Raw genomic sequence first — 12,672 nt, forward strand, 5'->3', positions numbered from 1 at the left:
CAATTCTGGAAGCATTTGGCTCAGAATTGAACGCGTTTGCTTGCGCAGCAGAGGATCTTTGAGCGGTTCAAAACCAATTTAATTAAAACCAGCAAACCCCTACCATCAAAATGCAAACATTACCAGAAGGCCAGGTTATCATTTATTCAGACGCATCGTTTAACGGAAGATCCAGAATGTATGGAGTCGACGTGAAAAATACGCCGATTGAGGTTCCAAACTCCGAGGAGCTAAGTCCAGTTGGAAACGATGCCGTTTCATCGGTCAAAGTGGGCAGAGGAGTACGATTGGAAATGTTTTCCGACAATGGCTTTCGGGGCGATAAGCTAACCCTTTTTGAAGGGAATTACCCCCATTTACTCGACTGGAATGACCGGGTAACAGGGCTTAGAGTGGAAAAAATCAATCCGGTCAGACACCCGGTTGCGATGTTCTATGTCGACAACAACATTGGCGATGACGATGCTACCTGCCATGGATTGAGTAGTGGCGATTATCCGGATTCCAGTCAACTGCTTAAAAATGACAGTTATACAGTCGTTGTCGTTCCGTATGGCTTAGATGTCACTGTTTTTGAGAATGGAAACTTTAATGGGTATTCCCAGACATTCAACCGAAAAGGTACTTACTTCCTGAGACAATATAACCTGAATGATAAACTATCATCAATTCGGATTATCAATCAAAAATACCTTCTAACAGAAGTTTTTTTCTCCAACGGAAATATTATCGCTGCCAATCTCCAGGAAACACTTCTTGTTGAAGGTAGTATATACAATGAATCAGATAAGGTTTGGGCTGAACAGGAATTATCTCTCGAAACGAGCAAAATGGCATCCATGGCTTCAACCAAAGAAACCAGTCAAATGTACGGTTTAACCGTTACAGCCGGAACGTCACTAGACATAGAGGGGCTTATCACCGTTGAGAGAAACATTGCCTTGAGTACCCAGCAAGTGTTTGTCAATAGTGAAACAAAGAGCGACCAGACATCACAAGCAATTGGAGGGAAAGTAACGGTTAAAGTTCCGCCCAAAACCAGGGCTCGGGCGCGTTTGGTTGCCACGCCGGTAACAAAGCAGTTCGATGTCACATACAGGTACAAAAGAGTCAATGAAAACGGGCAGGAAATCGCTGGAGGAGAGATCCTTGAAGAGAAGGATACGATAATCCTTAAATATGCCTCACAGGTCTACGTTATTGTAGAGGATATTTCGGGCGACGTCCCGACGTTTCTCGATAATTACAATATAAAGAAAGAGGAAGAGAAAGGGAATGGCCCCAACGCAACCATGTAGCATTTCTGAACCGGGTAGAATCGGTTTACTAAATGAGCGGCATCCCCGTCATCCTCGATGAATTCGATCAAATTTGGGCCGTGTCGGGATTCATTCCCGAACACGGCCTACTTATGAGAATCCGGCGATGCTATCCCTGTGCGCGTTAAGAAATGAATGGCTATCCCGTTTTGCCGATCACTTGTGTTGGCCGATTCGCTAAACGTAGTTCCCAAACCGCTACTCGACTCGCTTCGAATGGATGTGCCCATCAACTTACTGGTCTGTCGTGATTCTTTGCTCCCCTTACATCATCTTAACACCCGCTTCTTTAAATCGCCGGTATAGATTCAACAAAATTTCGCTGCGGAACTGATCTTCTTTGTTGACCGAATTGATCCAGACCCGGACTTTTAGTTCGATGGTATCATTGGTAATGGTAGCCAGAAGAATTTCGGGCTGCTGCCGTTTAACGGCGTTCGGATGTTTCGTAATTTCTTCTTTAATCAACGCTTTCAGGGTGCTTAATTCATGCTCGGCATCGGTCTTAATGGTGAGTTCAATTCGTTTGGCTTTGTGATTGATCGTCCAGTTGATGACCTGCCCCGACAGCAGATCGCCGTTCGGGATAATCACTTCCGAACCTTCCGTTGTGAGCAGGCGGCTGGAACGAATTCCGATGGTTTTTACGCGCCCTTTTTTGTTGGTGATCTCGATAAAATCACCGATCTGAAACGGTTTGTCGAAGATCAGAATAATACCGGAAACCAGGTTGTTGACGATGTTCTGAAGCCCTAGCCCAATCCCGACGCCCAGGGCGCCGACAATCACCGTTACCTTGTCCAGCCCAATGCCGGAAGCCAGAATGGCGAACAGAAAACCGCCAATCAGCATAAAAAGCCGGATCATCACCAGCCGCGAATCGGCGTTGCTGATGTTTCCGCCAATTTCGTCGTCGGTTTCCCCGAAAAAATAGCCAATGTATTTCCGCAACGCACCGGAGAGGTAAAGCACCAGAAAAAACAACACGATGTTTCCCCACGTAAAGCTCGTGCTGCCAACGCTTCGTTCCGTTCCTAAAAAATGGGCAAGAGACTGATACACTGCATTGTAGATGTAGAGGTTATTGGTAAAAATAATCAGCCAGGCGATCACGGCAAGGGCGCTCATCATGCGGTGCAAGCCGATTTCCAGTTTGGCGTAATTAAACCGGGCGGCAATGCCTTCGGTGAGTTTTCCACGCATGACCTGAAGCGCAAAGGCTTCGTTGATAATCTGAATCAGTGTAAAAAGGCCAACGGCCTGCGTCAACCCATAAATGGCGGCTGTAGAGAATATTTTCGCCAAACTCATCCGGCCAAAAATGTTGCAGAAAACCGCCAGCACATTCAGGATAATATACAGAATTGAAACCTGTTTGATAAAACCGGTAAGGGATAATGTTTTGCGGATTCGGAACAGAAACAAAAATCCAAAAACGACCGATATAGCATTGAGAACCAGGAGCCAAAGCCGGAAGGTAAGCCCCGGGTCGATGATTGACGTACGCGTAATGATGACCAGAATATAGAGCGCAACGATCGCCAGCCAGTTGAGGAAAAGCTGTCGCGGCCAGCTTCGGAAAAACAAGCCGGTAAGTGCCAATAAAAGAATAAACTGCGTCAGTTCGACGTAAACCGCCGGGGGGCGAAGGTCGAAAAAGGGGGCTAAATTAAAGACGACAACCAGCACCGGGAAAATGGGAATGGCGCGGAGGTATTTAATTTTTAATTCTTTCTGAACTTCCTGCTGTTTTCCGTGGCGTTTAATGATTGAAAAACTCCGGAATACCCAGGCGAAAAAGGCCACGCCGATCAGCAGCATGTAGAGTCCGTTGCCCGCACTTCGATCAAAATAATACGAGAGCATATCCCGCTGGCCTTCGTAGGAACGCTTGATCAAATTATCTAGGTGATCGTCGGAACCCTCGCTTTTGGGAATGGCCCAGATAAAATCGGTTTCCTTACCGGTAATTTTGACGTTAAACTCCCGGATGCGCTCATTAACGACGTTGGTTAATTCGGCAGTTTCGAAATATCCGTCGGAAACGGCGGCCTGAAGTTTATTGATGCGGGTCAGGTTTTTATTGGTCGATTCACTCGCATCGATCCACTGTTGCCGTAATTCCTTCAAGGAGTTAAAATACAAAGCCCGGTACGAACTGTCGGTGGGAAGAACCAGCACCGAATCCCGCGCCAGCGAAATCAACTGCCCGTTCATGCCCGACAACTGCTTTTCATGCCCGGAAAGCGTTTCCCGCCAGACTTTAAGCTGCGTTTGCATGTCCTCGAGCAGCACCTGAAACATGAGCATGTTTTTCATGTCATGCACCTTTTGGTACAGCGCCAGGTTGGTCCGAATCGTTTTGATATACGACTGAACTTCCGGCAGGTTGTTCTCAATTTGCCAGGTGCTGAATCCCCGCCGGGTGCGGTTGTTGATGTCATTCAGTGCCGTATGTCCTTTTTCAAGCCGGGCAATGATGCTATCGACCGGAATACCGGGTTGCGGAATAATCGGTAAACTGTCCACCGGACTCTCCCCGGCGGTTTTCTGAGCGTATAGCGTTGGCGTTAAAAACAGAAAAATTGCTATTAAACTACTGAAAATCAGGCGGTTTTTAATGATGCATTGGTCTGTTAAATGGCTTTTATTCCCAATCATTCTGCAACTGGTTTTATCCACATCAAGCTCCTCATTCGTTGTGTCGCTCTATATGAATACTACCAAAATTCACTAATTGTTATGATTTGGGGTGTCATTGCCCACCAGTAGCCCGCATTGGGCTTTGAAATTTGGATAGGAACGCGGATTGGACGGGTCTAACAAGCTGTTTGAGTTAACCGGGGAGAGCCCTGGAAGGGCGTTCTGTCAATAGTCAATAAGATCCATCAGCTCGTGGTAGCTCCGGAGGAGCGGCCTGAAGATGTTTTTAGACCGCTCCTCCGGAGCTACCACGAGCTGATGGATTGACTATTGACAGGACAGGCCTCTGGCCTTAATTCAAACAACTTCTAAAGTTTTCCCGGTTTCTGCCGATACCAAAACCCGTAAAACGGAATCCCGGTGGCAATCAGTCCCAGCCCCATCAAAGCTTCACGGGGTTGTTCGATGAGGGTAATAACCACCAGTGTCAAACAGAAAAGACAGAAAACAACCGGCAAAACCGGGTAGCCGATGACGCGGTAGGGGCGGGGCAAATCAGGCTGTGATCGCCGGAGCAGCAGGACGCCGAAGGCCGTTGAACCGTAGAAAATGAACGAGGCAAAGACCAGCATATCCGTCAACTGGTCAAACGTGCCGGACCAGACCAGCGCCACGGCCCAAACCGCCTGCCAGACAATCGACACCGAGGGCGACTGAAACCGGGGGTGAATCCGGGCGACCGCACTGAAAAACAGGCCGTCGCGCGCCATTGCGTAATACAAGCGGGCCGACGTCAGGATGGAGCTGTTGGTGGCGTTGAAGGTCGTACACAAAATCAGGACGGATACCAGCGTGGCTCCGGTCGGACCGCTGACCCGCCGAATGACCTCGACGGCGGCAATCCGGCCGGGCGTCTGGTTGAGCGCCATCAGCTCTTCGATTGGCAACACATAAACGTACATGACGTTCAGGAGCAGGTACAGCCCCACGACGAACAACGTGCCGAGGCCGAGGGCCAGCGGTAGATTCCGTTGCGGATTTTTGATCTCTTCGCCCAAAAAAGCGATGTTGTTCCAGCCGTCGTAGCCCCAGAAAGCACCCAGCGACGCAATGAAGAGCGCTTTGACCAGAACCATTCCTTCAATGGCCCCGCTGTCGAAGGCCGGGCTATTCCGGCTCAGGTTGTCGAAACTGCCCAGCGGGGAACTGAAACCCGCGACGGTAAGCCCGACAATGGTGAGCAGAATGACGCCCATCAGCACCCAACTGATGCCGCCCGCAAACCGGATGCCGCGGTAACTGGCCAGACTGAGGAGGATAATCAGCGCGGAAGCGATTCCTTTCGTCCAGAAACCGGCACCGTCGTCCAACACCAGCAAACCGACCAGCGACTGGGCAAAAATGTGGGCCAGCGCCGAGATGGCGGCCGTTTTGACCACCATAAAATTGCTCCAGCCGTAGATGAAGGCAAAAAAGCGGTTGTAGACTTTCTGGTAATAGATGTATTCGCCCCCCGAATTCGGAAACATGCCGGCCATTTCGGCGTTGGTCAGCGCACCGGCCAGACTCACCAGCCCGGCCAGCAGCCAGCAGAGCAGAATCAGCCCGGGCGACTGCAGAGCGTCGGCCATCGGAGCGATTTTCTTGAACACGCCCGATCCCACCATGACGCTGATCACCAGTACGATAGCCGTGGGCAAGCTTAGTACCCGCGCCAATTTAGGGGCTGGTTTCATCGGTTACAGGGTTAAATCGGTGAGTCCCAAACCGGGCAATCCGGTGGGGCGCATCAGGCCATTTTCAATGCTAAAACCACCTTTGACAACGTCTTCGGCGAGGTCCAGACTGCCGTCCAGATCGAGGTAGCGGGTATGCGAACAGGCAAACGCTGCGTGCAAAGCGGCCGTGATGCTGACAATGCTCTCGTCGTTGCAACCCCAAAACAGCTCAATCTGACTCAGTCGGGCCACCGTTGCAATGTCGAACGCGCCCCGAATGCCCCCGCACTTCATGAGTTTGATGTTGAAAATCCCGAATGGCTGCGGTGTCTGCGCCAGTTTCAGGGCGGTTTCCCCGCTTTTCAGCGATTCATCGGCGGCCAGGCGCTGACGGAGTGGCAACGGCAGTGAGCGGAGTTCGTCCTCCATGCCCACCGGCAACGGTTGCTCAATCAGTTCAACGTTGGCGTCGTCGGTTTGTCCGATAAACTGAATCAACTGATCGACGGTATACCCCTGATTGGCATCGACGCGCAGCACGATGTCGGGGCCAAACTGTTCCCGTAGTTTCCGGATTCGCCCGATGTCTTCGGCGACGTCGAGCCCGGTTTTTACTTTCAACACCCGAAAACCCTGCTGGATATACGCGCGGGCGGCTTCCAGCGTTTCGGCAATCGGCATAATCCCGATCGTGATGGAGGTGGGCAAGGCTGTGATTTTTTGTCCGTACAACTCAACCACCGGAATGCCCAAAAACTGCCCGAGGGCATCGTGGAGGGCAATGTCGAAAGCCGCCAGTGTGCCGGGCAGATTCGGAAACTGCTGTCCGGCTTCGTCGATTAACTGAAACGCATGGCGAATGTCACGACCCACAAACCGGGTGATGCCGTCACTTTGCAGATTGGCGAACGTCTGATCCGGTGATTCGCCGACCACTTCCGGCGACGGGTTGGCGGCTCCAACGCCAATGATACCGTTGGCTAGTTCGACGGTCAGAAAGATGTTCTCAACGGCCGAAATCGTCTGGTAGGCAATCGTATACGGTTTCGTGAGTGCCAAATCCCGGCGGTAGGCCCGGATGGATTTAATCTGCATGATGGACGGTTTTTTCAACAAGTTGACGGATGATCGGAACCACCGGTGCCAGGCCTTCCTGGAGGGGCAGCAACACCGGAACGCCCAGCCGGTCGGTGTATTCCTGCTGAAACTGTTTGGCTTCCTCCAGCGTGCAATCTTCCGTGTTCAACGCCAGCGCCACCACCTCCGATCCGAACTTTTGGATGATTTCGATTTCTGATTCCACCGACGGAATTTCGCCCCAATGCTCATCATAATCAAAATACCTGCGTTTGGGCGCGTGCATCAGCACAACGTGTTTGGCATTGCCCGAAACCATAAATTCCAGCCCACATGGGCCGCTGGGATTCCGTAAGGACGACTGCCCTTCAATCAGCAATACCTCGGCGCCGGTTTCCTGCCAGCACGACACGAGGGCGTGTTCAATTTCGCCGGAAATGAAATCGTTGAGCGTCGAGTCGAAAATAAAACCGTATTTTCCGCCCTGCAGCCAGCCGGTCTGGCCGGTATAAATCATTTGCGCATGGAGTCCGGCGGCCTGGCAGGCCTGGGCCAGCAGGCGGGTGGTGGTTCGCTTGCCCATCGCACAGTCCATACCCAGCACGGCAATGATGGGGGCGGTAATCTTGAAAACATCGCCCGACCAGAAATGCAGTTCGGCGCGGGATTTGGGTTTTCGAATATCGATCAGCTTGGCGCGGTGTTCGGTCGCCAGTGCCACCAGTTCAGGGCGGTCGTTCAGCAAATCATGGAGGCCGTTGACAACTGACAACCCATTTTTCAGGCACGTTTTGATTACGGTCAGAATCTCTTCCGGTAAAACACCGCCGACAGTGGCAACGCCCACAATGCCGTATTGCACCGGCCCGACGGCGGTCAGGGCTTCCTCCAGCGAGGCAAAAACTGGTATTTGACGAGGTTTGCCATCCAACACTTCCCCCGCGTCACGCCCGGCAGTCGGTGGGTCGATCACACCGACGATGGTGTAGCGTTCGCTGTCCCGAATGAGCCCGTGGGCGGTTTTTGCATCCGGTGACGCCAGTAATCCATTGGTTAAAAGTAAAGCACGGTTGTTCATTGTTTCTCTGAGGCATACAGTTCAGCAAAGAAAGCGTATTCTGTTTAATCAGTATCAAAATTTCAAAAAGGACGGATTTTTCATGAAAAAATAGCTGATAAATCCATTTTTATCTCCTATTTGTTCCGTAGCCGGTTCAGAAACCCAACCGAACAAAACCACCGGTTTTTGAGTCTACTTACCAACCAGCCTGAAAGGCTGCAATCATTAGCCCCGGGTATCGCCCGGGGAATGCCGGATATGTGGTTTCATTGCCGGAATGCCGGGTGTGTGGTTTCATTGCCGGAATGCCGGATATGCGGTTTCATTGCCGGAATTCCGGGTGTGTGGTTTCATGCCCGGAATGCCGGGTGTGTGGCCATTAGGCGGGAAACACCGGATGTGGTAATTATCATACATATCCCGAATTCCGGATGTTCCCCGGGCGATGCCCGGGGCTAATGATTGCAGCCTTTCAGGCTGGTACGAATTGTAGATGTGAGCGTTTATGGGTATTCTGTGGATGTATTTGAAACCACACCGTTGGCTGGTGGTTTTGTCGCTGCTGCTGGCGGGTGTTAGTCAGATTTTGATGATGATCGATCCGTTGATTTTTGGAAAGATCATCGACGAGTACGCGACCAAACCGGCGGCTCGGCCTGAAAATGAGCTGGTGAAAGGCGTTTTGTTCTGGCTGCTGATTGCCGTCGGCATCGCCACGCTGGCGCGACTAGCCAAATCGTTTCAGGAATATTTCATGCGGCTGGTTGTGCAACGGTTTGGTACGCAGGTATTTAACGACGGACTGAAACAAACACTGCGTTTGTCCTTTCAGGAGTTTGAGGAACAACGAAGTGGCGAAACCGTTGCACTGTTGCAGAAAGTACGGACGGATACCGAGAAGTTTATCAACGCCTTCATCAACATCCTGTTTTCGTCCATCGTCGGCATGGGTTTTCTGATCTGGTACGCCATCACCAAACATTGGGCGCTGATTCCCATTTTCGTCATTGGAATTCTGGTGTTGGGCGGCTTGACCGGACTGCTCAGTAAGAAAATCAAAACCGTTCAGAAGGCCGTCAACCGGCAAACCGTGAAGCTGGCCGGGGCCATCACCGAATCCCTGCGCAACATCGAACTGGTGCGGAGCCTGGGGCTGACGTTTCCGGAAATCCGGCGGCTCAAGCAATACACCCAACGGATTTACGACCTCGAAATGGAGAAAACCAAACAGGTTCGGACCCTGTCATTTTTGCAGGGAACCACTCTCAACGTGCTGAAACAGTCGATTTTGTTTGCGTTGCTGTGGCTTATTTTCCGGGACGTCCTGACCACCGGCGAACTCATTTCGATGCAATTTATCTCCACGGCCATTTTCGCGCCCTTGCAGGATTTGGGCAACATCATCCTGTCATACCGCGAAGCCGAATCGTCGCTGGGCCTTTTCGATGCGCTCATGCACAAATCCGTCGAACGACGGCCCGACGACTCCATCGACTTTGGTGTGCTGGAACACCTGCGGTTCGATAACGTCGTTTTTCGGCACCAAACCGCTAAGCAGAACGCGATGGACGGCATTTCGTTCCGGGTCGGTATGGGCGAAACCGTCGCTTTCGTAGGGCCTTCGGGTTCGGGAAAATCGACGCTGGTGAAGTTGCTGCTGGGATTGTATAAACCGGTTTCGGGCGAAATTTACTTCAATGACGTGCCGGCGAGCCAGATTCGCTACAACCCGATGCGCCGGCAAATTGGCTTCGTAACGCAGGATACGCAACTTTTTGCCGGTACGATCAAAGAAAATATGCTGTTTGTGAAACCGGATGCCACCGACGATGACATCCGGGAAGCTCTCCACAAAGCCTCCTGCGATCAACTGATTGCCCGCTCCGAGAAGGGCATCCATACGGTTTTGGGCGAAGGCGGTATGAAACTATCGGGGGGCGAAAAACAACGGATTTCCATCGCCCGCGCCCTGATCCGAAATCCCCGGCTGTTGATTTTCGACGAAGCGACCTCGGCGCTGGATTCGCTGACGGAAGAAGCCATTTCTGACACCGTCCGCAGCATTTCGGCCCGGCGCGAACAGATCACCATCCTGATTGCCCACCGCCTTTCGACGATCATGCACGCTGATACGATCATTGTGCTGGAAAAAGGCAAAATTGCCGAAACCGGCTCCCATGCCGAACTGCTCGAACAAAAAGGATTATACTACGCGATGTGGCGGCAGCAAATCGGCGAGCGTCGGCCGGAAAAAGCGGTGGCTGAGGGGCTTGAAAAAATGAATATCGAATAATGAATGTTGAATAACGAAGTCGGTAACCAGCGTACGTACTTCGTTATTCGCTATTCAACATTCATTATTCGATATTCCCTTATTTTTAATTCTTATTGGCTCCTCCCTGGCGGGCCGGTGGCTGCGTGCTTTGCCGCTGTTGCTGCATCGGATTCGGAGCACCCCCACGACCGCCAGCCTGCTGCTTATACAATTGGAAACGCGTCGGTTTTTGCGCCTGACGCGGGAAGGAATTATTCTCCGTGTCGATGTCGGCAATTTCCTGGAATGGATCGAGCGTCCACTGCGTCACCTTCTTGCTGGTCGCAATCACCTTGTTGATCTGCGCATCGTTGAACCGCCAGATCTCCGCCGGAAACCGTGCCACCGAATCCGTACCGTCCTCAAACTGCATCCGAATGATCACCGGCATCGGCAAACCGCCCTTGTTCTTCAGCGTCAGCGTATAAAAGTTGTTCTTCGATTCAAGCGTTTTGCGCTCCTCGTCGCTGAGCGACGCCAGGTAATCCTGGTATTTCTTTTTGTCGGCATCCGTCACCGCAAATGGGTCGTAGCTGTTGTAGAAATCCCGCATGGTCGAGTCTTTGGCCACCACGCTTTGGTCTTTCGTAGCCGCGTCGCGAATCTTGCTCATGGTGTTGGCTTTCGCTTCGGCTTCGGAGCGGGCCAGGGCTTTTTCAATTTCGGGATTCTGGGTGTTGAGCGTAAACCAGTCGACTTCGACCAGATCCTGATCGACGGGTTCGACGCCGTAGAACCAGCCTTTCCAGAACCAGTCCAGATCGACGCCGGAAGCATCTTCCATGGTGCGGAAGAAATCCGCCGGGCTTGGGTTTTTGAAGGCCCAGCGATTGGCATACTCTTTGAAAGCATAGTCAAACAGTTCGCGGCCCATGACGGTTTCGCGCAGAATGTTCAGCGCCACGGCGGGTTTATCATACGCATTCGGGCCAAATTGAATGATGTTGTCCGACGAGGTCATGATGGGGGACAGTGTGGCCGGGTCTGACTTCATATACGGCACAATGCGCTGCGGTTCGCCATAGCCGCTCGGGAAGTTATAGTCCCATTCTTTTTCGGCCAGATACTGACAAAAACTGTTCAGTCCTTCGTCCATCCAGGTCCACTGCCGTTCGTCGGAATTGACGATCATCGGGAAAAAGTTGTGACCCACTTCGTGAATAATCACGCCGATCATTCCGGCTTTGTTGCTTTCCGAATAGGTGCCATCGGGTTCGGGCCGACCGCCGTTGAAGCTGATCATCGGGTATTCCATGCCGCCGTAGCGCGTTGCGTGGCAGGAAATGGCGACCGGATACGGGTATTTGAAGGTGCGGTTTCCGTAGGAACGCAGTGTATGTTCGACGGCGCGGGTCGAATATTGTTCCCAGAGCGGATTGCCTTCTTTGGGGTAAAACGACATGCTCCAGATTTTCTTCCCATCGCCATAGACGTCGGTTTGCATGGCATCCCAGATGAATTTGCGCGACGAGGCAAAGGCGAAATCCCGGACGTTGTCGGCTTTGTAAATCCAGGTTTTCTTGCCGGTCGGTTTGGCTTTTTCGGCCGCAATGGCTTCGTCCTGCGTCACAATTTTGAGTGGCGTTTTGGAGGTCGATGCTTTTTGCAATCGTTGAAACTGCGTGGGCGTCAGCACCTGCTTATAGTTCAGACATTCGCCGGTCGAACCGACGATGTGGTCGTTGGGAACGGTGATGGCCACTTTATAATTGCCGAAAATCAGCGTGAACTCGCCCTGACCCAGAAACTGCTTGTTCTGCCAGCCGTTCACATCGTCGTAAGCGCACAAACGCGGAAACCAGTGGGCAATGAAGTAGTTTCGGTTGCCATCTTCGGGGAAATATTCATACCCGCTCCGTCCGTAATAAGCGGTGATGTTGTAATTCCAGTCGACACCGAACCCGAATTTCTGACCCGGTTTCAGCGGAGCAGAAAGATCGATCCGCATCATGGTTCCATTGATGGTATACTTCAGCGGTTTCCCGGTCGCGTCCCGAACGGCGGTTATTTTATGGCCATATTCTTTTTGGGGATCGATCTGGGCACCGGGCTCGGCATTGTTGAGGTTGTGCAACCGGGTCAGGCTGCTCCCGTTGGTCGAAACCGCCGACCGGGTGGCTAAGTTCGCCGTTGAATTTTTCTCAAACAGGTTCTGATCCAACTGGAGCCAGATGTATTTGAGGGCGTCAGGAGAATTGTTATAATACGTAATGAGTTCAGAACCAATGATTTTCTGGCTCGCATCGTCAAGCTCAACCTTAATGTCATAATCGGCGCGGTTCTGGAAAAAATCCCGGCCCGGTGCGCCGGTAGCCGTCCGGAAGGTGTTGGGAGTGGGTAGTTGGGGGCCGAGTTGTTCAAAGCGGTCGTTGGCCTTATAAGGCGTCGTCGAGGGAGCCTGCGCCCAAGTCCGAACAGTCAGGGTCATGCATACCGCAACCAGAGCGGTGATTTTTAGTCTCATAGGTTCGTAGAAGTCTTTCGCGTACAAAAGTGGATGAAGTGCGCTTTAAAGATAAAACGAAAGCAGAAGTGTCCCAA

General features: G+C 51.8%; 7 protein-coding genes. 2 read left to right on the plus strand and 5 right to left on the minus strand.

Annotated elements, in window-relative coordinates; all coding sequences use genetic code 11:
* Positions 1-110: 110 nt before the first annotated feature.
* On the plus strand, positions 111-1,298 hold the full coding sequence (locus ACO064_RS18900; protein WP_421828791.1) for a hypothetical protein: 1,188 nt from the start codon (positions 111-113) through the stop codon (positions 1,296-1,298).
* A 285-nt stretch (positions 1,299-1,583) separates the two neighbouring features.
* On the opposite strand, the gene ACO064_RS18905 is transcribed toward ACO064_RS18900, so the two are convergent.
* From ACO064_RS18905 to ACO064_RS18920, 4 genes are all read right to left on the minus strand, one after another.
* Entirely contained in the window at positions 1,584-3,980 is a 2,397-nt protein-coding gene (locus tag ACO064_RS18905; RefSeq protein WP_421828792.1) for a mechanosensitive ion channel domain-containing protein, read from the minus strand.
* Positions 3,981-4,330: 350 nt separating this feature from the next.
* Entirely contained in the window at positions 4,331-5,698 is a 1,368-nt protein-coding gene (locus ACO064_RS18910; RefSeq protein ID WP_421828793.1) for an APC family permease, read from the minus strand.
* A gap of 3 nt (positions 5,699-5,701) precedes the next feature.
* On the minus strand, positions 5,702-6,775 hold the full coding sequence (locus ACO064_RS18915) for a mandelate racemase/muconate lactonizing enzyme family protein (RefSeq protein ID WP_421828794.1): 1,074 nt from the start codon (positions 6,773-6,775) through the stop codon (positions 5,702-5,704).
* Positions 6,765-7,835: a DUF1611 domain-containing protein gene (locus tag ACO064_RS18920; protein ID WP_421828795.1), complete on the minus strand. Its 1,071-nt coding sequence runs from the start codon at positions 7,833-7,835 to the stop codon at positions 6,765-6,767. The genes ACO064_RS18915 and ACO064_RS18920 overlap by 11 nt, the downstream gene beginning before the upstream one ends.
* Positions 7,836-8,322: 487 nt before the next feature.
* Between ACO064_RS18920 and ACO064_RS18925 the strand changes: the two genes are divergently transcribed.
* On the plus strand, positions 8,323-10,110 hold the full coding sequence (locus tag ACO064_RS18925; protein WP_421828796.1) for an ABC transporter ATP-binding protein: 1,788 nt from the start codon (positions 8,323-8,325) through the stop codon (positions 10,108-10,110).
* A gap of 85 nt (positions 10,111-10,195) precedes the next feature.
* Here the strand turns inward: ACO064_RS18925 and ACO064_RS18930 are convergent, their stop codons facing one another.
* Entirely contained in the window at positions 10,196-12,559 is a 2,364-nt protein-coding gene (locus ACO064_RS18930) for a M1 family metallopeptidase (RefSeq protein ID WP_421831040.1), read from the minus strand.
* Positions 12,560-12,672 lie beyond the last annotated feature (113 nt).

Source organism: Larkinella sp., from assembly GCF_965227735.1.
GTDB lineage: Bacteria > Bacteroidota > Bacteroidia > Cytophagales > Spirosomataceae > Larkinella.

Excerpts from the sequence above, each read along its gene's own strand:
- ACO064_RS18900 (WP_421828791.1), top strand. The coding sequence starts at position 111 with ATGCAAACATTACCAGAAGGCCAGGTTATCATTTATTCAGACGCATCG.
- ACO064_RS18905 (WP_421828792.1), bottom strand. The coding sequence starts at position 3,980 with ATGATTGGGAATAAAAGCCATTTAACAGACCAATGCATCATTAAAAAC.
- ACO064_RS18910 (WP_421828793.1), bottom strand. The coding sequence starts at position 5,698 with ATGAAACCAGCCCCTAAATTGGCGCGGGTACTAAGCTTGCCCACGGCT.
- ACO064_RS18915 (WP_421828794.1), bottom strand. The coding sequence starts at position 6,775 with ATGCAGATTAAATCCATCCGGGCCTACCGCCGGGATTTGGCACTCACG.
- ACO064_RS18920 (WP_421828795.1), bottom strand. The coding sequence starts at position 7,835 with ATGAACAACCGTGCTTTACTTTTAACCAATGGATTACTGGCGTCACCG.
- ACO064_RS18925 (WP_421828796.1), top strand. The coding sequence starts at position 8,323 with ATGGGTATTCTGTGGATGTATTTGAAACCACACCGTTGGCTGGTGGTT.
- ACO064_RS18930 (WP_421831040.1), bottom strand. The coding sequence starts at position 12,559 with ATGACCCTGACTGTTCGGACTTGGGCGCAGGCTCCCTCGACGACGCCT.